Origin of the sequence: Paenibacillus xylanilyticus (assembly GCF_009664365.1) — a bacterium.
GTDB classification, from domain to species: Bacteria; Bacillota; Bacilli; order Paenibacillales; family Paenibacillaceae; genus Paenibacillus; species Paenibacillus xylanilyticus_A.
In genome coordinates this window covers 849487-875401 of sequence record NZ_CP044310.1, presented here as the reverse complement: position 1 = coordinate 875401, position 25915 = coordinate 849487, and the positions used below count along the sequence as shown (strand labels likewise).

Sequence of the window (25915 nt, the reverse complement as noted above, 5' to 3'; positions counted from 1 at the left end):
GCGGCTCCCTCCTATCATAAATCACCTAAACGAATGATTTTTGCTGAACTGCAAATGGAATTGGTTGGTTAACGATCTATATTACAATCATGATCGAGGGCCATGGGATTTGAAAAAAGCTGCCGTCTGTAAAGTACAGACAGCAGCTTTAATGAGTTGCCTCGTTATTTCAGAATGTCCTTTACAATTACCTACATGTTCCAGATGCGGGACAGAATCACCGCTGCTTCAGCACGGGTCAATAATTCAGTTGGTGCGATTTTGCCACCTTTTCCGTTGACGATTCCGCTTTCTACGAGGGAAGCTACGCTATCCACCGCATAATTAGAAATACTCGCAGCATCGGAATACGAAGCCAGATTTCCGCTGCCGACAGATGGCTTACCTGCTGCTTTCAGGGCTTTCGCTGTAAGAACCATCATGTCTTGACGGGAAATGCTGCTGCCTGGTTTGAACATGTTGTCTTCAAATCCAGAGGCGATCCCCAGCTCCTTGGCAATGGCCACGGCCTGTGCATAATAAGCAGTAGGCTGTACATCGCTGAAGGCTGCCGTGTTCATGTCCTTGCCCTTCAATTCAAGGGCTCTCACCAGCAGGGTGATAAAGTCAGCTCTCGTGATGGAAGCTGCAGGAGCAAAGCTCTCATCCGATATGCCTTTAATAATATCGCGCGCCGCCATTGCTTCGACGGCTTCTTTTGCCCATAGGACATGCTGTACATCGGCAAAAGACTTGGTTACGTAGGCTACGGCATACGTGCTGAATTCCGTTGTCTTGAACACAACCGATCCGGATTTAGCATCGTATCGTCCGTTCGGTACAACTGCTGCCTTCCCTTGACTGTCAATATTCAGGACCACCAGTTGATGTGCATTGGCAAGTTCTTGGCCAGCAGGTGTGTACGGCACTGATACCGTTACAGGCGCTGCTGGATTATTCCATGCCAGCACACGGTCCCCAGCTTTGATGCTAAGGTCGATCGCCGGACGGCTGCCCACTTTGGCGCGGACTTCTGCACTCAAGCGATCTGCCAAGACTTTGCTAATCTGAATAGAGACTTGGCCCGCTTGTTCCGTAATATTAGACAGCATGTTGGACGGAATTAGAAGTGCTGCATGCTCTGTCTTAAGTACAAACTCAACATTATTATTGCTCTGCAGATTTGAAGTTGGCAGCTGCACCACATAGGATTGGGCATTAGCCAGCTTCGGCACTTCGATGCTAACCTGTTTCTTGCCATTTGTACCTGGGGAAGCCTGTTCAATCGCTTTATTCAGGCTGTCGCTTGAAATGGTTGCTGTGGCTGTTCCATTTTCGACTTTCACTACTGGCACAATTGCCGAGTCGCTGCCTGGAAGCTGTGGTTGCGGCTGCGGAGTAGTACCGGAGTTCGATCCGCCATTGCTGCCACCATTATTCCCGCCACTGTTGTTTCCTCCACCGTCGTTTCCTCCTGGAGAAGGTTTGCCCGTGAGCGTCAATTCACCAAATACGGACGTATCCTGGTAACCTTGACCGGATGCATCATTCCATGCGTTTACGCTGATTCTGTTGCCGTCTTTGGCATCGTTAATCTGCGCATCGAAGCCGATCTTGGCATTATTCGCAGGCTTCACCTTTTTGAATGGAATTTTCATCTCGACCGTGTAGTTGGTACCGGAAACAGCGACTTTGGATTCGAAACCTGCTGCGATTTCTGCAGGATTAAAGGTAGCAAGGTTCTCGAAGTTCACTCGGTATTGTCCATCATCATCCTGGAAGCTGGACGTTTTGCCGTTATTTTCATCGACGAACACCTCGACGGAATCCTGCTCCCATACATTTGGATTGGTCTTGTTCAGTTGATCGTCTCTGACTTGAGCAAGCACATAGAGATTGTCGTCATCCCACAGTACTCTTGCCGTTCCTGTTGCACCGGACCACGCCATTTGCTTCGTATCCAGTTTCAACTCAGGAGCTTTGCTCCATATGCTGTCTACAGAACCATCAATGGATGGTGTCCCATAGAGGGCAGTTGATTTCTTGTAATCAAGTTCTTCGGGTGGATGTTCTGCCAGATACTTCTCCGGATCAACGACCCCGTAGAACGCTTCTTTGGCTTGAAAATCCTTGTCAAACAAGGTTGGATTCTGCTCGGCTCTCCAGCTCGTGCTGTCATTCAATCCCCAGAAAGTCACACGCGGAATATGCTCGCTGTTCTTCTTGTAGAGATCCATCAATGAGGCATACAGATAAGCCTGCTGCTTCGCTTCTTTTTCAGTGATTGCAGAGTTCGTGCCTGCCATAATGTCCAATTCGGTAACACTGACTTCCACACCCAAGGAAATGAAACGTTCGAGTGACATCTTCACATTGTCCAATCTCGTACCCAAATTGTAGTGGGCTTGCATGCCGATGCCATCAATCAGTTTCTCGCCAGGGTGATCTTTGGCGTAATTTTCATTGATCTCTTTCACCATGCTGTAGATCGCTGTAGATTTATTCTGGTTGTCATCGTTGTAGTCATTGTAGTAAAGCTTGATATCCCAGCCATTCTCGTCAATGACTTCTTTGGCTGCACGGTATGCCTGCTCAAGATAGTCAGGGCCGATGGCCTGTAACCAGCCAGAGTTACGCAATGCATTTTCCCAATCTTGCGGATTAGCTGGGTTGTCGTTCATGGCTTCGTTAACAACGTCCCAGGAGATGACTTTGTCACCAAAGTGTTGAACGACCGTTTGAACATGTGTTCTCAGGTTCTCCAGAGCTTCTTCACGGCTCAAAGGTTGGCCGTCTGCTGCCGTATGCAGCCATGTAGGAGACTGCGCATGCCATACGAGCACGTGACCGTGCAGATCAAGGCCTGCATCCTGTACTCTTTGGACAAGTGCATCTTCTGCAGAGAAATCAAATTGTCTGTCCGCGTTATACGCATAATCCGGCTTCATATCATTCTCAAACGTGACGACATTATGATGCTTCGTCAGCAGCTTGAGCCGGGTCTCGTCAAAGGTCGCCGGATTAACAATGTTACCGATCAGGAAATGATCCTTGTAAACCTCCTTCAGATCAGGAAGGTCCTCTTGAATCGGAGGGGCAGCAGTTACAGGACCCACATATTTTAGAGCAAAATCATCCAGGAAGAAGGTACGGTTCCCACCATCGTCATTTGCCGTTTCAATATACGCATTGAGTACGCTTGGAGTCGTCGTGAGTGTATACTTTCCTGTTAGATGTACCCAATCTTGATCTGTAACCGTTGCATTTTGTGAAACGTTCGCATAGCCACTCTCCGCGTATTGAACACTAATACGAAGTGTTGTAGGCGCCTCGCCTGGTGCCATTTTCACCCATGCAGATAGCTCATATTCGTGATTCTTCGCCATTTTGCCTGTAGCATCAACCAATGCTGCATCATATTGTGCCGTAGTCGTTACAAGCAAGCTTTGCTTGCCGTCAGGTGTATGATTATCGTCTTGGGAGAGGTCTACTGTTTCACGGCCATTGCGTGCTTTGAATCCATCCAGACCGCTCTCAAAGTCTGCAGTGATTCCTGTTTTATCCACAATCTCTGGTGCGGTTTCACCAGGAGTTACATCAGTGATGATGACTTCATCAATGTAAATATCGGATTTTAACGTATTGTTTGATGGTTCAACATAGATGATGACCTCATTCGTTTTAGAAGGCACTTCGTAGCCTTTGGTTTCAAATAAAGTCCATTCGGAAGCGGTTACAATTTTGTTCCCTATAATCCAAGGATACTTCTGATCATCCGCTAGAATTTCAGAATCGATCTTGGAAGCCAGATGGAACTGGCCTTCACCAGAACCGAGTCTAACCTTGAGGGAGATATCGTACTTACGGTCGGATTTCATCTTGCCTGTAAGTACGAGGGCAGGAACGGCTTTCTCATCGGCCCGATTGTAGAACTTCAGAGACTTCGTACCTCCGGAGGCTACGTCGTCAACGACCGCAGTATCGCCGCTTGATCCCCAACCCAGCTTGCCCCATCCACCAGTACTGCCGTCCTCAAAACTTTGGTTAAGGACTACCGTGGGTTCGACAGGTGCTGCTGCCTGGGTAATCGTGATATCTCCAATATAGAATGAGACACCCTTACCTGCTTCATCAGACTTGATTCGCAGAGCTGTCTTGTCCACACTGTTAACGGAGAGATCAGCGGTTAGCGTAATGCCTTGGCCGGCTATAAAGTCAGCAGAGCTAATTCCAGTGTATGCCTCAGATCCATCAACGCCCTTATTGCTCACAACCTCCAGGACAGCCTTCCCGGCTGCAGGTGGATTAATATCCGTATCGACATAAACGGAAGCGGTTACAGAATAATGTTTGCCATCGGTCAAACCAAGATCTGTGAATGCAAGATCCACGCCATCATAGTTATTGGATCGGTTACTGACTTTTAGCGCTGCTCCATCATCATTGCCCTCAAACGACTTGCCTGTGACAGCTTCCAGCTGGGCACCGCCGGATTGAGTTGCTTTGCCCTTACCATTCTGGAATGTTTCCTGATAGACAATCTGTGAATTCGATGCTGCTGGATCTGCTGCACTTACTGCCTGAGCCGTCAAGCCGCCCGGAAGAAGCAGAGCCACTGCGAGTAACCCGGAAACGACCTGCTTAAATGATTTCCTCATTCGAAGCCTTCCCCCCATACCAAATTTTTTATAAACCATGTAAAGCGCTTACATAATTTACTGTAACCAGCCTCCTTTCTCACCAGATAATACCACTTCATGGAAGAGAATTCTTACTCCAAATTAAAGGTGAATCCTAGATTATTTCAGGACTATATCAAGTCTGATAAGGGTATGGACATACTTTTCGTCCGATGATCAGCCACGGCAGATAGACTCGAGAAGCTATATAAGCTGAAACGGTGATTCATTACTCGTCACCAAATTGTTATGTTCAATACCATGATCAACCTCTATCAAATACATCAAATCCACATTCAAGCGTTTCCGTGAATCCGATGCTTGATATATCAGGTCATGTACTAGATAATACCAATAATATACAGCCAGTCACTTTTGAACATTAAGGGGGGGGCATAGAATGCAGGAATTTATATTTAAGAAGGATTATAAAAACAATGAAGTCTTTCGAAAGAGTTTCTTCGAACTTGCTGCTAACACTTTTGATTTAAAGTTTGAAAACTGGTACCAACAAGGGTTTTGGGGAGAAGGATACATACCTTTTTCATTTGTAGATGGAGACCAGGTTATTGCCAACGCTTCTGTTAACATCCTTGAACTCATCATTCACGGGGAGAAGAAAAAAGCAATTCAAATCGGCACGGTGATGACACATCCCGATTATCGAGGGAAAGGACTATCCACTCGTTTAATGAACAAGATTTTAGAGGAATACGACAACAAGTACGATCTCATGTACCTTTTTGCCAATGAATCGGTGCTTGATTTTTACCCCAAGTTTGGGTTTAAACCGGTGGAAGAACATCTTTTTTCAATGGATTATAAGGCAAAAAAATCACCCGAGCCTGCGAACCTTCGAAAACTCGATGTTACTAATGCGGAGGATTTACGCCTTATTCTTAAATTTGCATCCGAAAGGCTACCTGTTTCGCAACATTTCGGAACCGCCCAGACTCAAGGCATACTCATGTATTACTGCCTGAATGTGTTCAGTAACGATATTTATTACTTAGAAAATAAAAAGGTCATCGTGATTTATCAGAAGGAAGACAATAATATTGACCTCTTCGATGTTATTGGTTTAAACGAAGTCCATATGATCGATATTTTACATCAGATTGCAGATGAGGATACAGGGACAATAACCTTCCATTTCACACCAGATGCAACAGAACATCTCGTTCTAAAAAGTACCCTCACCAATGATGGCTTATTTGTAAAAAAACCTGGTGATCTTCTCTACCCTGTGCAAGTTAAACATCCGATTACTTCGATCGCTTAATGACTTATGTAATCATGCCCACAACAAGCCGCCCTTTTAAAAAGATCAAAGAGGAGCAGGGTTTCCCTGCTCCTTCGCTATGCGAAACTTCTTTCTCTCATCAAACGTAAATTCACAAGGTATAATGCAATTAGCTGACCGTTCAGCATGATCTCATGACCATCATAATGAAGGAGGGGACATTCGTGGCTTTTATCCCGTTAAACTGTCCCAATTGCAACGGAAGAATTGAATACAAAGAGGGTGAGATATTAAAGTGTCCCTATTGTGAAACAGAGCTTTTATTGAAGCAAAATCATGTCTATTACGTGGACCAGACCATTAATCACTACCATGGAACGCCCCCAAAAACAGCACCGAAGCTGAACGTCTCTGTAAGGCTGCTGCTGATATTGATGCTGCTCCTAACCGGGGCCATCGGTACTTATTTTTATTACAGCGTCAGCTCCACTCATCCCCAAGCAGAAGCCAATCTGCCTGTGCGAAAGATGCCTGAAAGCGAGGTTCTGCTCTCCTTTTTGCGGGATATCTTCGATAAAGGGTCTGCCCTGCCGACAGAGGAGGAATTGGCTCGCCTTCGCTATTTAACCGTAGAGCATTCGGAGAATGATCAGTGGAAGTTTACATATAGCCTCTCCGATCCCTTCAGCGATGAACAGGCCGAGAAGATTACGTATGTTACTCAGGACAAAAAACTGAATAGCCAGCAGATTGATCAGCGAGATTTTGAAGCTTTTAAGGGACTGACGGCGTTGGACCTGACGAATACCTATGAAATCTCCCAGTCGAACCAAACCACGTTTGCTCATATGTCCGGATTAAAAAGCTACGGAGGCGCTTTTAACGAATCTTTCAGCACGTTTTCTGACTTCTTTGGTGACAAGTCTAAAGTTACGCACCTCTCTACCCAGTTACGAAGCAATCAGGAATTGGCCCTGCTGTTGGAATTCCCTAATCTGAACTCGTTATCCATTACCTATGTGGATGAATCGGTAACGGATTTTTCTTTATTGAACAAACTGCCGCTCAAGTCCCTGTCGCTCACCTATACCAATGAACTGGGATGGTTGTCGTCTATGACCGGGCTGACTTCCCTGTCCATCAATTACAGTGAAGCCACAGACCTGCAGCCGCTATACGCCTTAACTCAGCTTCAGGAGCTTCAGTTGTCCTTTTTAACGAATGTAAAGTCCATCGACTTTGTGCAAAATATGCCTGCTTTACAATCACTGGATATTGAAAATGTAAATTTCTCCAGTCTGGAGCCCCTGGCTGGCAAGGCCTCCATCACGAAACTACGCCTGGCTTCTCTAAGTCAACTTAGTTCAGTAAAGCCCATCAATAGCCTATCCTCTTTGCGGGAATTAACGTTGTCCGGCTACTACGAGAATGCAGAAGCGCTGACACTGCCTAAAGTAGAGCGAGTAGAAATTCCGAGCTCCTTTCTCCCCGGGCTGAAAGCGCCCTCCGCAACCAGCCTGACGCTCCGTGGCGGAAGTGGAGAGTTGAATTTGGCGGCGCTGGGGAAATTTCCGAAACTGAAGCAGCTCTCCCTCTCGGAGGTCAGTGAAGTAACCCGTCTAGGCGCCCTGGACGGCTTGTCCAGCCTGGAGGCCCTAAGCATTTATGACTCGTCACTATATCAGGAGAGCGATGCTTTATTTCGTTTGAAGCAGGTCAAATCTCTGATGTGCTCCGAGTGCCGGTTGAACTTTGAACAACAGGCGGCTGCGGAGAACAGCGTGCTTGAACATTTGACCTTAGAGCAACCGTATTTCAGCATAAATAACACCTCTGTTAATGAAGTTGACCAAATGATGCCTTACTTTGCCAAACTGTCCGCTCTGCGTTCCTTCACTCTGCAAGACAGCAATTTGGCTTCTCTCGAATTTATGAGTAACTGGCAGGCCATAGAAGAGCTTCATCTCGAGAACAATGCCATTTCCAATATCGAGACCCTAAGCCAGCTGCCTAAACTGCAAAAGGTATATCTATCCGGTAATTCTGTACAAAACAAATCGGTGCTTGGTACGGGTGTGCGAGTATATTAATTACCGCCTCACTCCAGAATTACTCACAAATTAATGGATGGTATTAAAACAAAGACAAGAAGGGGTTCGAGAATCATATATGAATTCTCGAACCCCTTCTGTTTATGTTTAGCTGTTCAGTATGAATAAACTCCTGCTAAAAAACAGCCCTCAAACCCGCATTCCACCGTTGCCCTCATAAATAAAGTCATGCTAAAAAACCGTATTTTTCTCCACTTTTGACTCAACTTTTTGTATCACAACTTTATTATAATCTGAATAATGTCGTGACAACAGTGCAAGGGAAAGGCAAGGGAAAAAGATAGGGATTAGGGACAGTTCAAGGACTACTGCAAGCAGGAAACAAAGCCAGGTAATGAGCTGATTATAGATGCGGAGAGAGATCTGGGAAGCATTTAAAGCGGGAGAAAAAGAGCGAGGAGAAGCCTGAGAAATGCAGGTCTGATGCGGCATTGCAGTTATTTTATATGCAGGAAGAAGAGCCTGAAGAAAGGATTAGATGGCATCTGAGGCTTCGTAGAAAGCGAGCCTGGGGAAAAGAAAAGCCAAGCGATGATCAGGGGAAGATCCTGATTTCCGCTCGGCTTCGTCGTTACAATTATAGGACGGTTGGAGACATAAATGGATGCCCACACCTCTATCCCCCAACGATTTATCACGTCTTTATTCGATTTTTAGCACGAGTTTATTACGAATAGCACGGGTATATTATGGAGTTACATAGTAGGGGATTGGTTTTATGTTTTGGCTCTGTTATCTCTATAGTAATTGGAAAGGGTACAGGAGGGATAGATAAACGGAATTCATAAAAATACTTTAAATTTTTCTCAATATTGGTTAAGATTATTAAGAGAAAAATTCCGAGTTTTGAGTGGAGGACTTTACATGTATGAAGATGACGGTATTTATGAAGTTCTTTTAAATGATTTAAAAATTGAAAATTTAAAAAAGTTATTAAAAAACAGATCTAATGTAGTAAAGATCGGTACATTAAATGAACCAACGCAAATTGAGCAAGATCGCATGTTTGAATTTAAATTTGGACTAAAGTGCACAGATGATGAAACATACAATTTTAGAATGAAGTTAATAAAAAGCGACGATGAAGGTTATTACATAGAAAGTATTTATTCACTTCACCCTGATATACCTGCAGAAGTGGAAAATAAAATAAACGACAAAGAACAGCGAAAAATGCTAATTGAGTTTTTCGAAGATCAATGTTATTGGACCAGATTAAAACTACTCGTGCACTAATGAGAAACAATTTTAATCAATGTTGTTAACGATACTGATTATAATAAACTCACCAGTGATGGTGGGTTTATTATAATCAAAAGTCGATAATGAAGTAACGGTGCTAAGTATTTAAGTTAAGCAATCGCTGACTGCATTATATATCTCTATTACTCTCAAGAACTTCATTAATGATCTTTCTTACTTCGTCATTCTTCCCTCCGAATCCAGCATACAACTGAACTTGGTATGCAGTTGCCTTTCCATGCTTCCTCATTAATTCAGATATAGCCCAATTAATTTTTCTGATACGATAGCTGTTTATATCCTCACTTACTTCCTCTATATACTGCCATGTCTTATTAAGTTTTTTATGGAGAAACCACTTCTTAACTCCCGCCGCTCTCCTGATGTTAGCTGGAATAATCCTAATTGGTTTTCCATCAAAGCTCAAAATTCCTTTGACAGCCTTCTTTGCAAGCTTTAAACACTCTTCGTCTCTTTGATTCCAATCAATTGCCGCTCTCTTATTTTTTCTTGCTTTAATCCTGGGTGTTACATCTTCATACCACACTCTATCGTGAGCAAAAATCCAAGTATGAAGCCCTTTTCCCTTCTCTTTCAGCTCAGCCCTCGTAGCACCCTGATTTTCATTAATCAGCTTTAACCATTCGCTTTTTCGTTCGCTCAACTCATACTTCGGCTTCCGATTAGACTTAATCGTGATCTTTCCAATTGTTGAATTCCAATCAAATAGCTCCGAGACATCTAAACCTAAAAACTGTAACAATAAGAGATGTCTCAACGGACTTCTGTTCTTATTGTTATTTCTGACAAAAAGCCTCAACCAATTCGTCTCGCTTTTAATATCTATCGTGCTTTGCATAAGCTCTAAGTATTCAGTAGGATAAAAACTACCAAAAACTTCAACCAATTCAGTAATGTATAAGTTGCCGCTTTTTGAAGCAAAACCTTTCTCCCTCAAACGATCGATATAATAATCAATAATGAAAGAGAGGTTCTTTCTCTTCTGATTAACATTCAGTAAATATGAAACGTTTCGAAGGTAGCTTAAATTAAGCTTCTTAATCTCTGCTGAGTAAATAACGGGTAAACTATTTTCAGTGTCGTAGACATCCTCATCCGCACAAATAAAATCAACAATGTTATCAGAGCTTCCAACTTTACTATTTACTAAAGGAACTTCATGTTTTAAGCAAAACAATGCTCCGACAATTTGATGGGATCTCTTCCAAAAACCTTCACCTAAGCTTTCCACATCCTCTACAAGACAGGCGGGACACACTTTCAGATGATCGTTTAATTTCACTCTACTACCTGCGATACCAACTAAAGCTTCGATGCCTGTTCCTTTACCATTTATCATTCCATCTGATATTGTTTCCGTAAGCTGACTGGATAAAAAGGCAGTGTAGAAATTAAACGGAGTATGATTATTGATAAGCTCGTTCACCCCAATTTTTGAATTATAGGGAAAATTAGCTATCAGCTTATTCAAATGTTGTGGAAATAACGTTGATTTAAATACAGTTTTTTCGTCATACAAGTCTCTGACTAATGCAATTTTGCTTACCATTCCACACATTCTTTTGTATCGGGCTATTACGCTATAGAGCAGTTCATCTTGATGTAAGCGGGGTAGAAAATTCATCATAAGAAATCATCCCCTTGCCCAAAGCTCATCTCATCGATATATCCTTTCTCTAAGAGAAGTTGATACGGCGAAACACCTAATTTATTTGCTTTAATGTAAACTTGCCTAATATCATCATCCGTATAATCCCGCTGTATTTTTTGCTTTGGATTATTTGAGACGGTCAATAGATTTACCATCTGATTTCCCTTAATTATCTCCTTTTTTATTATTTTTACTGGCTGTTCTACCCTCTCGGTTTTCTTATTATGTGTCTCTTCTAATCTTCTCAAATCCTCATATTTAGCGATCTTGTAGGGATTCCCTGATCTTAATGCATCCAACATAGGCTTCATCATTTTAAAGCTTTCTTTGACCGTCCTTTTCACAATTTCTATCGTAATTTCTTCTTTCCCACTATAAATTGCCATTTGCTGAACATTTACAAACAACTTGATGATGAGGTCTGATATCCCCTGCGTCTCTTCATAAAAGATCTGGATCAGCTCTTCGCTCAAAGGCGTAAATTTTCGATTCCATTGATATTTCCAAACTGACTCCAAAAACAGACGAAATTCATTGTCATTCCCCATGTTGTTCCAGATGATTTCACCACTTCCCGTTACTCTTCTTGCTATCCTCAGCTCGTTTTGAAAAATGGGATATGAAGCTGGCGTACCAATGAAGATTACAGGGACTCCGAACGAATTCATCATCGTAACAAAATAATTCATCATTTGTAGAACACCACGGTTTTGTAAATGTTGCACCTCGTCAATTACCATTAAACCCAGCCCTATATTTTGCGATACAATCCCCATTAGCGGGAGCATAGCATCTACACTTAAATTTCGTGAGACATATTTCTTAAAATTGTTTGTTCCGAGTATCTCATCTACTTTCATAAAAAACTGAAGTGATAATGCTTTTAAACTCGAATTATGCGGGGTCTGTAAAGTAATGTGCACCAATTGCGTTTGGTTATAATGCTGACCCCGATACGTATCATGAACAATAACCGAAGGAATATTATTGAGGATTTTATTCATAGTTGTTGTTTTCCCCATGCCTGAATAACCAATCAAAAGCCCACAATTGGCTGTTGTTCTAAAATCCGTTTTATTGCTTAAATCATACGTTCTATTGATTATTTGCTTACCTGTTGCATTCACATATCTAATGTACTCCTTATCAAATGGATTCCTCGCCAAGTATCCCTGGAATACAAGCGAAAATACCATATTCCAAATTCGGACATGTTGCGGCAAGGGCTGAAAAAGCTTATACAATCGTTTAACAATATGCATTCTATAAGAGCTATCCAACTCACGTTCCACTTCTTTAAATGTTGGAATCGTCATTAACTTCTTAATAATGGTCTTCTTATCAGCTATAGGTGGTAACGCCTGAATAAAAGGGTTTGTATTGTATTCTTCAATTGGAAATTCACTGTAACAAGCTTCCTGAGCTTCCGTCCCATTCGGTAGGTAAATTTTATTCTTCATCGTAATCACCATCTTCATTATTGAAAAACAAGTGTAAGTCATCGATGTCATCATTTGATTCATGAACAGTGATTGTTTCAACAATTGATGTTTCTTTAGATTCACTTGCCCGATGCAACAAACGCTCATTTCGTTGGTTTTCCTTAATACCAGATAATCGCTGTGTCTTACTCTTACCATAATCTTTTTCGGAATCAGTTTTTCTTTTGGCATTCTCAACGATGTGCTCAATTTCTGTGAAAAGCTGGACCTTTTCCTGCAATTCTCTCTCCTTGCTCTTCTCGTCGATTTTTTGTTCATGTGTTGCAATCTTCTCTATCTCTTCAATTCCCTTATTTGCATATTTCGTTAGGTGATCCAATAGTGTCAGTTTAAGTAAGCCCTCCTCTCCCTCATCCCTCACGTAGATATTTGTTAAATCCCGTGGATCGTAGCAAATGTTTACTCGCCAGCTACCATTTATTCGTGCCTTCTGAAACCAATCATTTTTTAATGTGTAACCTGAAGCATACAACATCTTCTTATAAGAAACTCCTCTGGCAGTAACAGTAGCCTTATCCATCGGGAAAAGATGTGTCTTAATCATTTCTTCTGGTAAAAGCCTCAATTGCCCCTTTCTATTCTTTACTCCATGATTCCAAATTTGAAGGGGTATCTTTTCAATTTTCTCTTCCAACATGGACTCATCTAACACGTAATCAGTTAGCACGTGGTTTTTATTGTGAAATAACACACATTTTATTACAATTTTACAAAAATCCTCAATCGTTAAATTCGCCTTTAAACGATAATCGGATTCACCTCTCTCTTTATTTCCTTTCCCATTGATTACAACCCCATCAGCAAAAGGCTTGACTCTCGAATTCAATACTGAAAATGCTGACTCAATGATTCCTTTATAATCTGCATGGTAAGGTGGGCTGTTTTGTATTGTAATCCCCAAGCCTTGAATTGCATTCTCAATCTGTTTGCCAACCAGTTCTCCACGATCTGCCATTACACGGAGTGGAACACAGTATGGCCACTCCTCATCTTCTATGCTTATACCATACCTTGAAGCAAACTCTTTCTTAGATGACATACTATTCGCAAGTGCAACCATAGCACCACTATATGAATTTAATGATTCATAACTAATATTGACCCCCATTATGAGGCGGGAGTACACATCTATCACCAAGAAAACGATCGGACGACCAACTGTGATGTCCCTGGAGACGCTGGACACGAGGTATATATCGAATAATGTGCTATCAATTTGCCATAAAGAGCCGCAAGCTCCGCCAGCATCTTGCGTTGAGTCCCCAATAATTGTTCTATAATTTTGCTGATATGCCCTGGTTCCACTTCTTTTCGAGATCTCCATTTTGGCATTATTCATTTTCTTGAACCAGTACAAAAACTGTTGATATGTTGGCATTTTGGATTTGTCTAATAGTACAGGCAAGTTAATACCATTGTGTTCAACTTTCTCTTTAACAAAAGAATCCCTGAGCATCAACTCATACGTTATTTTTAATGAATTATTCCGTTCGGAGTAGTAATAACGATTGAGCGCCACCTTAAATAACTTTTTCATATTATCGTCAACATTTACACCGATGCTCTTTTCATCATTGCGTGGTTTCCCACGTTTTTTATTACTACTCTTTCTATCCCTTTGCTTAGCTCCGCATCTATGGTAGCTTGGCAATAGGCTATTTTTAGTCTGTGCTCCATGCCAATAGCGAATAAGTAAGTTTTTTACACCGTTATAACTTAACTGAAATATCTGCATCGCTTCCTTTAATGCTTTTTCTCTATATTTACTGATGTACAAATTCTCCTCAGCTTCAAGACAATTCAGTAAATATTGTACGATCTCCCAGTCGTGTTCCCTTTTCATTTTTTCCGCTTCGCTTAAATCCTCTTCAAAGAAAACTCTGCAATAAATGTCTTCTTCCAGCATTATAATTTCTGATTGCTCTTGAAGAATCCTCAAATCATCTAACCTAAGAGGATATGCCCATCTATTACTCGCCATATCGATCACATATATAATAGAAGAAACACGGTTAATATAGAGCACTCTTATTACTTTGCCGTCTCCATACCTAAACAACATATTCGTCATGAATTTCACAGGTATCCCCCAGTCACAGCATTAGGTCAGTAATTCTTGATGCTGTATCGATTTTATTTCTCATATCAATATTGATCTCTTTCTTGGCTATTAGATATCGGAACAAGTAAAGAGCAACACCATTAGAAACTCCCGCCTTGTTATCGAAGTCCCTTAAACTATCTCGTATTGCTGAATCAGGATTGATTAGAAGATGATTCAGTAAATCATCCGAAAGCTGATCTTTATTAATATCCTGTTGTTCGTTCGATAATAATGTCTCTCTAACCCACTCGATATTCTTGGCTAATTGCCTCGATAGCTGTTTATCTGTAGTTATCTTCCAGTCAATCCCTTTGGCTTTCCAATACCGATTTTCTATCTCAAGCTTTTCTAAAGTAATTTTCCTTATTAATTCAGATGAATCTTTTATTGATCTTGCGAGATATCGCTCTTTTCCATCCGAGTCCCTACTTGTTAAAAGGAAACTGGTTGTCAGCACCAACTGCTCCCCAGACTCTTTATCACGAAATTTATCAAATCGTAGATTATCTTTATCATCAATAACCTCCATAACGTCCAATAAGGGGAAACATTCCCTTATATCAACCACGTTATCATTTACCCATTCATACATATGGAATGCCCTTAACTGATTGTCAGAGTGAAAATGGTGTATACGTTGAGTCTTGATTCCAAATATCCTTGATGCTCTGCCTTTTGAAGAGAACTCATGGGTTTTAGTCAACGGGATATAGCAGGATTTTTCGCCCTGTCCCCTTCCTTCGTTTATATATCTCCCAAGCTTTTCCTTGTTCCAGTTGCTCACAATCTTACCTCCAAGTAGCAGGTCATTGCCTAACATGCAATGCAAAAAAGCATTGGTATTATAGGCAATTAGTCCGCTTTTTTTTGCGGCACAACCTATATCCAATGCTTTATCACTGATTGCATATGAATTTATTGAAGCACACGAACATGAAGTGATTTTAATAACTTGTACACTATTATAAATTGATCTGAAAATAAATATCATCCAGATCTTCTTGAAGTAAACCAAGGTATCGTTTGGTTTCAGCAATTGATCTATGGTTTAGAGCTATAGAAATATAGTCCAACGAAATGCCCTGTTTGAATGCGAAGTATCCCCAGGTCTTCCGAAGACCGTGGCTCCCGAACTTATCGGGAATTCCGCACATATCACAAGCATGATCTAATATATCCCGAGCTTGTTGCCTGGTGATCGGCTTATTTTCTCCTTTTCTGCTTCGAAACAGATATAACTCTGAATCGCTCATGTCATACACAGCGGCATATTCTTTAATTGCTTTCGCAAGATTGGGTGCTACAGGAAACCTTTTGTACTTCCCTGTCTTTTTCTCATTTACTTCAATAAATTCGGAAGGCCGCTTGTTGTTCCATACATGCTTCACTTTAAGACTCAAAATATCTGATATGCGAAGGGCTGACGATATGCCGACTTGAAACATAAGATAATTTCTCAGACTCTTTGACTTTAGATAACTCTTTACAAGCTCGATTTGTTTTTTATCTCGGATCGGGTAAACCATCTTCATTCGTCCTCATCCTCACTGCCCCGCTTTATTAAAAGTCAGGAAGGTCAAGAGTCAATCTTGATAAGATCGACTCGCACCCTCAAAAAATTCCAATCATATAAAACTATTGTATCAGGACCCTTGAAGAAGATTCAATGGCCAAGTTGTTTTTGGCTAATTTTATAAATCCCTATTTTATAGGATTATAAGGTTTTCTTAATCAGATTAAGTAAGGTTCGATCATTTTGCCAAGTAATCACTTCGATTCGGCATTTCGCATCAACAGGGATACCTGACCATTCAATCAAATATGTCTTGATGCATCCCTTTTTTCGTTATTCGTACATTATAATATGGATTTTTGCATATCCAATATTTACATCTAAAAAGCAATATGGTATAAATATCTTGTACATAAATTTCCCAGTAGAAAGGCGTGCTTAAATGAAAGATTTTGATCTAAAAGGTCTTAGAGAAAAGTTAGGATACACCCAAGCTGAACTTGCTTCTGCTCTTCAATGCGGACAAGACTATATCTCCAGAATGGAAAGTAATCCTGGAAACATGTCACTCGAATTCTTTATGAATCTGTGCAGTGTAGCTCGCATGCTACCAAACGATGTTTTGAGTAATTTTAAATTAGAACAACCTAAAGCCCTTGATATTCCTAATGTTTATGGAGAAGAGAGCTTAAAGAAAAACGCCTTAAAATATTACATAGCTCCAACAGTGGAACTTTTCAAGGAAAAACCTGAATATCAGACGGCTATTAAGAAAATATCTGAATTAGATGATTTAATTAACATTTACGGAGCAAAACCCCTCGTTGCTTTGCTCGGTCCATCTGATGCTGGGAAAAGCACAATGATCAATAGCCTCACAGGAATTGATGCGCTTTTGTCTCAATGGACACCGACAACGTCATCAACCGTCTACGTGAAACATATTAATGACAAACCAGCTTGGATGGGTGAAAACCATGTTAGTATTTTCAAAGCAGAAGCTCATGACAAAGGCTGGAATTTCAGAAGAATTCATGATATAGAGTATTGCAGGAATCATGCACTGCACGTAGGAAACTACGATATATTAGAAAAATACTGTAATAGAAACTCAAACAAACTTCATAAAGAGGTGGATTCCGCTGTCGTTTATTTAGATTCAAACATCTTACTGTCTTGCGACATTGTTGATCTTCCAGGCTTCGGAACTGAAGAAATGGATGATACGGTTAGAGCGCAAAGGGCTAAAGACGAGGCAGATATTGTTTTGTTCTTATGCCAGAGCAACAGTTTCTTAAATAAGCAATCTGATATTTTGTTCCTAAAAGATGTAATCCGCACATTGCCAGTTTTGAACACAAAAGAAGTTCCGTTGCTTTCAAATTTATTTGTAATAGCTTCTCAGTCACATGTTGTAGGTCCTGAAAAAATTCCACAAGTATTAGAAACAAGATCCATTGCTTTTTCAGAGCAACTCTCTGACGAATTGATTAAACAAATCTTTAATGTTAGTAAAAGAGAATTTGTTGAAATATTTAAAACAAGATTTTTCTCGTACTCACTTGATACCCCAGTTCTCCGTGAAGAATTTGAAAATGCATTCAGAGAATTGCTTGTGAATTCATTACCTACTATTCGAAAGGCAAGATTAAACCAAGCTATTGAGGATTTTAAAGATGAATCTCGCACCTTATTTGCAAATGAAGTCCAAAAATATGAGACCATTTTGCGAGACCGTGAAAACTCCAAAAAGGAGTATGAGAAAGCCATTCGAGAAAAGCCTCAAAAGTTCGAGGAGATAAACGCCCTTCGAAACCAGCTTATCTCGTTCATTGATAAGTCCCAAAAAAGCAACACACTCGAAATAAAACTTTGGGAAAAGGAGACCATCACCGAAAAATACATTATAAATTTAATAAATGAGAAAAACTACGATAAAAAACAGGCTAAAGAGTATCTTCTCTCCAACATCTCTGATCTTTATTATGCAAAGATGCAGGAGATACTTAAAGGCAGTGCCTCAGAGTTCAACACCATGTTGACTCAATTTTTTAAAGATGTTGAGAAGAAAGCAAATTCATTGAGTAAAATATCTGTCGGTAACGTTCAAATACCCTTTGATTTTAAAGGTGCACTCGCAGGAGGAATCGCTGGAGCAAGTGTACTTGGTGGATTAGGATTATGGGCGGCAACTGTTGGAAACCTTGGTGGATATATTCTTGTTGCAAAAGGTGTCAGCTTACTGAGCGCTTTAGGAATTTCAGTAGGTGGAACTGCGGCGGCGGCTTCTTTCGTAGCAATGATTGGAGGGCCAATTACTATTGGTATAGCATTAGCTATTGGAGCATTTGCAATTGTTACATCTCTCTTTGGTGATGGTTGGAAAAAAAGGTTGGCAAAAGAAGTGATTAAAACTCTGGAAAAGGAAAAGGTTATTAACTCTTATTCGGATGCAATCACTAAGTTTTGGGATGATAGTAAGATTGGGTTAAATGAAGTTGTCGCAGGAATTCTGCAAAAAATTGAAGAACACTTGGATAACTTGAAAACGATTATTGAAACCAGTGATCCACGAACAATTGAAGATATGATTACAATAAATAAAGGCTTAGAAGATTTTTTCGGACAACTCCCCTGGGAAGGCAGTGAAAATTTAAAGGCATTACCTACTCAAAACATGTCAATGTCAATATAACAGACTTCATATTCTCTCTTATTAATTTTAGATTCCATCATCATTTTAAAGGGGATAATATACGTTGATTAGACAAATGGAGTGTCAAAATTGTGGTCAAATCAATAACATCGATACTGAAAGTTTTGTACAAGCAATCTGCGGTACATGCAAATCCAAATTTAGTGAGGATGTAGAACTAAGTGTATATAAGTCAGAACAAGAATTAGCTACTGCATTAGCAACAGACCACGCCTATTCTAAAGATAAAAAAATTGACACGAAAACTTGGATAGCAGAAATTGGCGATTCAAATGAGCAAGAAAAGTATGTTAAAGATAATTTTCTGAAAAAATTAAAAAAACATGCATCAAAAATCCCCTTTGCCAAAGATGCATTAGCTATGTATTACTGTGCGATCGATATTAAAACACCTATGAAAGCAAAAGCAATTGCTATTGGTGCGTTAGCATATGTTGTACTTCCAATTGATTTAATTCCTGATTTCATCTTGATTCTTGGGTACACTGACGATGCCGCCGCTTTCTGGGTAGCGTTCAATAGCATAAACACCCATATCACGGATGAACATCGGAAACAAGCTGAGGACTTTTTCAACTAAAGTGTTCGGAGAGGATCACGCATTCTCTCCGTTCTCTTGCATGAATTTAATTAAAGTATAATGAGGGCAGACTATGATCGTACAGTCAAACTATTACAACAAATTTTCAGAACAAATTAACGAATAAAAGCGATCCATGACTTTAGGGTCACTTTTAACATAATTATCAATTCTGTAGAGAGTCTCTCATTTCAAAATCTATGAAGCCGCATTCCTTCGTTTCGAAAAATCAATTAAGCCAAACAAAACTCGGTACATAACTTATTTAGACCACTTTTCAATCAGCTCGACTTCTCAGACTGCCTTCACACTGGGCATCTCACCATCCTAATCTGTTAAATTTCCTATTAGACAACAAAAAGAGATACTTCACTCTTCAGGCAATGCGTCTGGTTTTTTTTACCAGTCCAATACCTTAGATGATGTACCTATACTTTTACAAATGAATTTTGACATCAGTATAGCACAATCAACATAACGTGTGAATTTGAATAATACCCACCTTATGAAAACAGTCTGTTGCCAATCTAAAAAATGTCGATTATACTATCTCCAAGCGAATGGGAACGCATATTCTCATCGGAGTTTGAAAGGTAACAGTATTGGGAAAAGTCAGAAGAGGAGAATTTACAGATGATGAATGTATGCGAAATTCCATGCAATGGTGAGGGCAAGAAAATAAAGGTACTAATTTCCGAGGTAACAGGGGTTCGGATTTATGTTAATACTCATTGCGTGTGCCTTTTTTGCATAGATGACGACAATAACGTTCAGTTAAGCGAGAATTATAGAGAAGGTGCGGATCATGAAGATGAGTATTTCGAGGAACGATTATCCGATTGCTTCGAGTGATGGATAGATAAAATAATCGGACATTTATTTATCAGAATCTGTCGCAATTATTGTCCAATTGCTGGCGGAGTTGCCTGTCCAATATTGAAATGTTGATCGCTCTTAATAAAAGATGGTCAGTAACTTCTATGACAATCTTTTAATCTACCACCACCGTTCACATCAAACTCTGGACAAAATGAATAGATCTATGTATGCCATGGAAGTAATCCCCTCCATGGTTCTTGCATTGTTTTAAACCGATTCACCATTTAAACCATCTAAGCGTTTGAACATCCCGACCATTATTCTTCTCAGCTCTTGTGCCATTTCATCCAGCCGCTCATACGTTATTTTATCAATGTACTTCTTCCGAAACGCCCGTTCAACCCAGTATCTAACCTCGTTTGCAGATTGGAAGGCAACGCCTAAATGGTATTTCTCCCTGCCAGCATACTGACCGCCATTTGACTCCGCAACGTTTGCACCGATACTTGTAACACATCGAATCAACTGATCAGTTAAGCGATACTTCTCATCAATTGGAAAGGACTCAGCTAATTTATCAATCATATCCTCCAGCTCTACAGCCTTTTTGTACAAGATCAATGTCTTGAAATCCCTTAAAAAAAAAGCTTTCTCCTTTGATTCTCCCAATTGCTCATTCCTTGCTTTATTATCGACTTGATAATTTTGTGTAGATTACTCCGTTTGAACAGTTACATCATGCTTACGATACCAATCGTTTAATCCAATATATAGCTTAGAATGTAACTGATGATATTCGTTCCACCTGCCTGGATCACGCAATACCTCCGTCCTAATGCGTCCCCGATAATCAAATCCCTTTAATTCACACCACTCACGTAAAGATAATCGTTCCTTAAACTTTTCGTATTCGGATTCTTCATCATAATCGTCCCATTCGAAAAGGTAGTCTGCCTCGCTTATTTTCAGCAATATCAGATAGGAATGCTTCGGATCGATGAGATGTTCGTGACCGCTCACTACTTTCCCATTTTTAAGGTCGAACCACGCATAGCCGTGATCCCATTCCTTCGAGTACGCTTCCCAGGCAAGTTCAAAGAGCTTCTCCATTTTATAGTGCTTTATCGTTTCTCTTGCTTCTTGCAAACTAATTGCTGGTTTCATGTTTTCACTTCCGTCAATAATTGTTCCAACCGATAGCATTGATTATATTCCCCCTGTAGTAAGTTCTTTTGTTGATATCAATACTCTATCTTTCTTTGCAATGCGTAAAAAGGCTTTTTGTGTCGTACCCCGTTCGAGTATAAATTATGCTACAGTAAAAGTTGTATCTGGACGTTCGTTCTATTAATCCTCAGAGTTTTCCGCTTCATCAATTGGGTTTTACTTAGAAAGTTGTATTTAATTCTTCCTATATAAGAGGAATGGCTAATTTTGATACAACTTTTATTAATTGGCATCACGAACTGATTATGCAATCATAGCAGTACGATTTTCCTTCAAGAGTTAGGCATTAACCACTGATATATACGGTTGCCTTATGGCAACCAAAACCATAAGAATTGAAGCATCAAATCGAAGAGGATAAAACCATCGTTTCAATTAAAATCTGCTTTTGGGTGGAGATATCAGCTTCGTATCTTTGTTCAGAATGCCGCAATTAACAGGATAAATGTTCTCGAACGTTCAGAACAAGAATGTAGCGTACATAACACAGGCAAGGTACTCGCTCCATACTTTAAGCAGACTCATTGAGATCATCCTTATTATCACGATCCCTCAAATTATCATGAAACCAAATTTGCTGACCAGTGTGACTTATCCCGTGTTCTTTTATGAAAGCCTCCAACTTATCCAGTATCTTGGTGAGATTCCCTCCACTTTTTATCTCCAATAAGTTCCTTAACTCCAACTTTTGCATCATTTCTATACCACTCTGTTTAGCTTCGAGAAGTATAGTTTTAGCCTTTTCACTTTTAGAGGATTTCTCTCTCTTCGTTTTGTCATAATTTCTCCCACTATTCTGCTTTTCTCCAAGATCTTCTTTGTTGTACTGAATATTCGGCATTTGCTCTATCACTAAATCTACCGCTTCTTGATAGTCGGTAAAAACATACACGTCCATGCGTCTGCTATTGTCCCGATTAACCCGTTTTATTGCCTGATACATTTCACCTGCCACCGTGCTTCTCCGTATTGCCTCGACCTCTTTATGCTTGAACAATTTAACATCATCGACAGGTTGGTGATTCATCCACTTATAAAAGTGGTATGTCGAAGTATAAGTGAGATAATCGTAATGAGGGGTTTTGAGCAGAACAACGCAATCATATTCACGGTAATGATTAACTCCTATAATATTCCCGAAATAGTCGATGCCGATTTTACAATTCAGTCGTCTTTCAATTTCTTCAATACTACTTCCATATTCGGAGAAGAATTGCACGATCTCATCTCTTAGCTTTTCAACATTAGCCTTTTCTGTAATAAATAGAATTCCATTTTTCCCCTCAATCTGAAGTTTTCCCAACACTTCCTGAGCAAACTCACTGAATTTTTGTATACCCTTCTTAGTCGTTTTAACTTGTATGTGATGTAATGTATCCTTTGCATAATCGTAGATCTTCTCTTGCTCACGGACATTAAACTTATCACATAGCTTATATCGATAATCGAACGCCGCATTCGCATCGAGAATGATATTATTCTTTAAATGACTATATTGATGACTACCATCAAAAGTGTGGAACCCATCCTCAAACAAATATCCACCATTCTCTAACAGGTGAATACTTTTTTGCAAAATGCCCTTGTATTCATCAGTACGCTTGTCATTCATCCTACCAATTGCTGATCTAATCAATTTGGCTAACCTAAACCTATTCTCAGAAAAATCCATGAATTTCATTTCTTGAGTACATGCAGACTTTTCATCTTTCAAATTACGTAGTATTAATGCCCATTCACCAATTTCAGGAACATTCCATTTGTTACACTCGAACCAGAGCTGACCTATTTCACTACTCGATATTTTGATCTTCTCAAGTAAGTCAGGATATTCATCGATAATTAAAATATCCCGACCATTTACCAAGTATTGATGCTCTCCCTTACAGATCTGAATGTACATTTGATGACTGATACAAATAACCTGACGGTTTATAAGTAACTCCTTCACTTTCACTTTTCTGGTATCCTCACTCGTGTAGCTTACCGCCACTTTCTTGCCAGCGTGCTGATTAATAAAATCAACAGTTACTTTAATATCCTTAATAAAGCGTTGCACGTATAGAACTCGACGGTCCAGATCTTTGGTCTTCTCGCCGATTATCTGATGGGCATTTCTGCTTTTGCCTGTTCCAGCCTCATGATTAAAGACCACAAACCTTTCCCGACTCCATTTTTCTTTATTAGTGATCTGTTCAGAAAGTTCACTGAAGTAGTTCTCTTTTACTTTCATTTATATCTCCCCTTCTTTATGCATTATGTTCTGTTGCATAAAGAGGATATAGTAGATTGCAATGCCTGGATATGGCTTTATGGTTCTATAGCGTCTAAGCCCCTTGCTTAGCATTTATAATGGCGAGCTATTTTTATTTTTGATAATGGTCTTTGGTGATATTTCTAATGGATTGCTGTACTCCAGTTTGAACTGCTCAATCAATCGTTTCATCTTATCCTCGCTGTTCGAGAACGGGATAATCTCGTATTCGCTTAATATCATCTGGGCATATAATATCTCCCCACTGACCAGCAAATGCTTCCCCATGCCGTCTTCCCATATAATGTCGCCGTACATATTCAAAAAACTTACCATTTCAACGTTCGATTTGAAGTGAATCGCCACATTGAAGTTTAATAATCCTACAACCTCTGTAATCGAAAACGGCAAGGCAGGCTGTGATATCGATACACCGCCATTCTTGTTCACTGTGGACACAGGTTTAACAGTTGTCTTTTTCAAGCTCGAATTTATAAAGACCTTTACACTGTTTTTGCTCCATTCATCTAAAGCAACTGTAAGAGTCTTGATAAACTTAGCTATCTTTTGATATCTTTCACGGCATCGTCTATACTGTTTCAGCTTGATGAAAAACACGTCCCTGGTTTGTTCAAACCATCTGTCCAAGGCTTCATTCGTTAATTTTTTTTCTTTAACCACCTCTGCTTTAAGCACATACTTAATAAACCGAGTGACATCTTCTGTAGACCGAAGATCTACCTGGACGCCATACCTCTTTACAATTTGATTCAGCTCTTCACGTAACCCTTCACCTTCTTGGATAATACCGCTAATCATATCTCGCAGATAAATTAAATCTACCGTGTATTCGGCTCTATTTATTTCACAACCGATCGTTTGAATCATACTTATTCCCCCTATCACTCTCTCCCTATAATACGAAAAAAGTAATTATCCGAGAGGCAATAAGCTTCGAACCAGGTCGGAGCAAAATGGGGTTGACAAAGAAGGTAATTCTGGAGTGTGAGTACATCGAGTGATTAATTGGAGGGATGTAAAATAGTGAATAAGCTATGTAATCAGGTCAACATTAGGATATTTGCAGATGTACCTGCGGCAACCAAAGCAACGACTACTTTGCACTTCATTGTCATATTCATACAGCGGTATTAAATCTTATTCTCGGAATAATATGATTCTTCGAATCTATAATACTATCATCATATAAAAAGAAAGGAGCTGTACTAATGAACAAAGAAACATTCTTTACTATGCAACACGATAAAAGAGCTGAGGAGGTAAATAAATTACTTCAGTCATTTACGTTAGATGAGGTCGCTGAAAAAATCGGGGTCAGCTATAGTACCTTTACCAAAGACATGCAAGCTGGAGATTATGTTTTTATTAAACGTGATAACCGCTATTACAAATTCTTACGAGATCCATTCAGCATGCCTCCAAAAAAGCAAACTATCGTGGATTCGGAGGAACTAATTTTTCTAAAGGAGAATTTAGAGAAGTTGAGGAGCTTGGTCAAAAACAAAAATGATAATTCGATATTAGTTTTGGATCAGAAGATATATTCAAAAAACTCACAGTTCTTAGTAAAGAGTATTAAAATGAACGAAGAAATCTATGGAAGGTTCACCCAAAATTGTGTTGAGAAGTTCCCTCACTTCAGACTCCAGGACCTTATCGCACAATCCTTGTTGGATTTCATCGAGAAATACTAAAGGTAGGGAAGAATACTTGATTTTTAGCAAAATCCCCTTTGTTTTTGTGAAATTCTCGCAATAAGTACGATATTGGGGGGGATGTTTCTCACTTTTCCCTTGTCGTTGTTTCACTGGATCGAACTCGGGGATGATTAAGATTTAGACTGTACCTTCATCTAATTTTCGATATAATGATAGAAAACCCACCTTCTTGCTCTAAGACAACTTAAAAATGCTCTGTCTATCCGAACTGTTATTGTTCAACGACGGCGGACAATTATCCGTTTCGAACGAAGTCAGGAAGATGGTCTTGCAAATCCTACGCGAGCAAAGTAATATGCCTCAGACTTTTATACAGCCACCTCCTCCTCCAGATAACCAAATTTCCAAAGAGGATGTCGAGCTTTTATCACAACTCTTCTGATTTCACTTGTATTCAAACGAAAACCCTGCCTTTTTGCTCAATTTGAGCATAATCAGCAGGGTTTTTAGCAACTTACATGTTTTTGACAACGATCAAGATCCCAGGGGAGTTACCTCAAAAAAAAACGAAAGTGGAATTTTCTCAGGCAGTAAA

Annotated in this window: 16 protein-coding genes; 6 read left to right on the top strand and 10 right to left on the bottom strand. The window is 39.9% G+C overall.

What is annotated here, in order from left to right; translation table 11 throughout:
- Positions 1-191: 191 nt before the first annotated feature.
- On the bottom strand, positions 192-4637 hold the full coding sequence (locus F4V51_RS03995; protein ID WP_153976944.1) for an endo-1,4-beta-xylanase: 4446 nt from the start codon (positions 4635-4637) through the stop codon (positions 192-194).
- Positions 4638-5058: 421 nt separating this feature from the next.
- Here F4V51_RS03995 and F4V51_RS03990 point away from each other — a divergent pair, with 421 nt between their 5' ends.
- The 3 genes from F4V51_RS03990 (at position 5059) to F4V51_RS03980 (ending at position 9248) form a co-directional block, all read left to right on the top strand.
- Positions 5059-5940, top strand: coding sequence for a GNAT family N-acetyltransferase (locus tag F4V51_RS03990; RefSeq protein WP_153976943.1), 882 nt, complete (start codon positions 5059-5061; stop codon positions 5938-5940).
- Positions 5941-6125: 185 nt separating this feature from the next.
- Positions 6126-7991 carry a leucine-rich repeat domain-containing protein gene (locus F4V51_RS03985; protein WP_153976942.1) on the top strand — a complete coding sequence of 622 codons (1866 nt, stop codon included), beginning with the start codon at positions 6126-6128 and terminating at the stop codon, positions 7989-7991.
- A gap of 885 nt (positions 7992-8876) precedes the next feature.
- A complete protein-coding gene (locus F4V51_RS03980) occupies positions 8877-9248 on the top strand; it encodes a hypothetical protein (protein ID WP_153976941.1) in 372 nt (123 codons plus the stop codon).
- A 136-nt stretch (positions 9249-9384) separates the two neighbouring features.
- Here the strand turns inward: F4V51_RS03980 and F4V51_RS03975 are convergent, their stop codons facing one another.
- The 5 genes from F4V51_RS03975 to F4V51_RS03955 form a co-directional block, all read right to left on the bottom strand.
- On the bottom strand, positions 9385-10902 hold the full coding sequence (locus tag F4V51_RS03975; protein WP_153976940.1) for a TnsD family Tn7-like transposition protein: 1518 nt from the start codon (positions 10900-10902) through the stop codon (positions 9385-9387).
- Positions 10899-12386, bottom strand: coding sequence for an ATP-binding protein (locus F4V51_RS03970; RefSeq protein WP_162009892.1), 1488 nt, complete (start codon positions 12384-12386; stop codon positions 10899-10901). The genes F4V51_RS03975 and F4V51_RS03970 overlap by 4 nt, the downstream gene beginning before the upstream one ends.
- Positions 12376-14499: a transposase family protein gene (locus tag F4V51_RS03965; RefSeq protein WP_236146783.1), complete on the bottom strand. Its 2124-nt coding sequence runs from the start codon at positions 14497-14499 to the stop codon at positions 12376-12378. Before F4V51_RS03965 ends, F4V51_RS03970 begins: the two co-directional genes overlap by 11 nt.
- Positions 14500-14521: 22 nt before the next feature.
- A complete protein-coding gene (locus tag F4V51_RS03960; RefSeq protein WP_162009891.1) occupies positions 14522-15316 on the bottom strand; it encodes a TnsA endonuclease N-terminal domain-containing protein in 795 nt (264 codons plus the stop codon).
- A gap of 178 nt (positions 15317-15494) precedes the next feature.
- A complete protein-coding gene (locus tag F4V51_RS03955; RefSeq protein WP_153976936.1) occupies positions 15495-16064 on the bottom strand; it encodes a tyrosine-type recombinase/integrase in 570 nt (189 codons plus the stop codon).
- Positions 16065-16487: 423 nt separating this feature from the next.
- Here F4V51_RS03955 and F4V51_RS03950 point away from each other — a divergent pair, with 423 nt between their 5' ends.
- On the top strand, positions 16488-18740 hold the full coding sequence (locus F4V51_RS03950) for a dynamin family protein (protein ID WP_153976935.1): 2253 nt from the start codon (positions 16488-16490) through the stop codon (positions 18738-18740).
- Positions 18741-18804: 64 nt separating this feature from the next.
- Positions 18805-19341, top strand: a complete 537-nt coding sequence (locus tag F4V51_RS03945; protein WP_236146687.1) for a YkvA family protein — start codon at positions 18805-18807, stop codon at positions 19339-19341.
- Positions 19342-20427: 1086 nt separating this feature from the next.
- On the opposite strand, the gene F4V51_RS03940 is transcribed toward F4V51_RS03945, so the two are convergent.
- From F4V51_RS03940 to F4V51_RS03925, 4 genes are all read right to left on the bottom strand, one after another.
- The gene (locus tag F4V51_RS03940; RefSeq protein WP_236146686.1) at positions 20428-20829 is read right to left on the bottom strand and encodes a four helix bundle protein; all 402 of its coding nucleotides are present in this window, start codon (positions 20827-20829) and stop codon (positions 20428-20430) included.
- A gap of 45 nt (positions 20830-20874) precedes the next feature.
- Complete coding sequence (locus F4V51_RS03935) at positions 20875-21363, bottom strand: hypothetical protein (RefSeq protein ID WP_153976934.1); 489 nt, start codon at positions 21361-21363, stop codon at positions 20875-20877.
- Positions 21364-21898: 535 nt separating this feature from the next.
- Positions 21899-23620 carry a hypothetical protein gene (locus F4V51_RS03930; protein ID WP_153976933.1) on the bottom strand — a complete coding sequence of 574 codons (1722 nt, stop codon included), beginning with the start codon at positions 23618-23620 and terminating at the stop codon, positions 21899-21901.
- Between the two features lie 114 nt (positions 23621-23734).
- Positions 23735-24529 carry a hypothetical protein gene (locus tag F4V51_RS03925; RefSeq protein WP_153976932.1) on the bottom strand — a complete coding sequence of 265 codons (795 nt, stop codon included), beginning with the start codon at positions 24527-24529 and terminating at the stop codon, positions 23735-23737.
- 341 nt (positions 24530-24870) lie between these two features.
- Here F4V51_RS03925 and F4V51_RS03920 point away from each other — a divergent pair, with 341 nt between their 5' ends.
- Positions 24871-25356, top strand: a complete 486-nt coding sequence (locus tag F4V51_RS03920; protein WP_153976931.1) for a hypothetical protein — start codon at positions 24871-24873, stop codon at positions 25354-25356.
- The last annotated feature ends 559 nt before the right edge of the window (positions 25357-25915 follow it).

Excerpts from the sequence above, each read along its gene's own strand:
- F4V51_RS03990 (WP_153976943.1), top strand. The coding sequence starts at position 5,059 with ATGCAGGAATTTATATTTAAGAAGGATTATAAAAACAATGAAGTCTTT.
- F4V51_RS03925 (WP_153976932.1), bottom strand. The coding sequence starts at position 24,529 with ATGATTCAAACGATCGGTTGTGAAATAAATAGAGCCGAATACACGGTA.
- F4V51_RS03930 (WP_153976933.1), bottom strand. The coding sequence starts at position 23,620 with ATGAAAGTAAAAGAGAACTACTTCAGTGAACTTTCTGAACAGATCACT.
- F4V51_RS03995 (WP_153976944.1), bottom strand. The coding sequence starts at position 4,637 with ATGAGGAAATCATTTAAGCAGGTCGTTTCCGGGTTACTCGCAGTGGCT.
- F4V51_RS03965 (WP_236146783.1), bottom strand. The coding sequence starts at position 14,499 with ATGACGAATATGTTGTTTAGGTATGGAGACGGCAAAGTAATAAGAGTG.
- F4V51_RS03935 (WP_153976934.1), bottom strand. The coding sequence starts at position 21,363 with ATGCTATCGGTTGGAACAATTATTGACGGAAGTGAAAACATGAAACCA.
- F4V51_RS03950 (WP_153976935.1), top strand. The coding sequence starts at position 16,488 with ATGAAAGATTTTGATCTAAAAGGTCTTAGAGAAAAGTTAGGATACACC.
- F4V51_RS03980 (WP_153976941.1), top strand. The coding sequence starts at position 8,877 with ATGTATGAAGATGACGGTATTTATGAAGTTCTTTTAAATGATTTAAAA.
- F4V51_RS03975 (WP_153976940.1), bottom strand. The coding sequence starts at position 10,902 with ATGATGAATTTTCTACCCCGCTTACATCAAGATGAACTGCTCTATAGC.
- F4V51_RS03970 (WP_162009892.1), bottom strand. The coding sequence starts at position 12,386 with ATGAAGAATAAAATTTACCTACCGAATGGGACGGAAGCTCAGGAAGCT.
- F4V51_RS03920 (WP_153976931.1), top strand. The coding sequence starts at position 24,871 with ATGAACAAAGAAACATTCTTTACTATGCAACACGATAAAAGAGCTGAG.
- F4V51_RS03955 (WP_153976936.1), bottom strand. The coding sequence starts at position 16,064 with ATGAAGATGGTTTACCCGATCCGAGATAAAAAACAAATCGAGCTTGTA.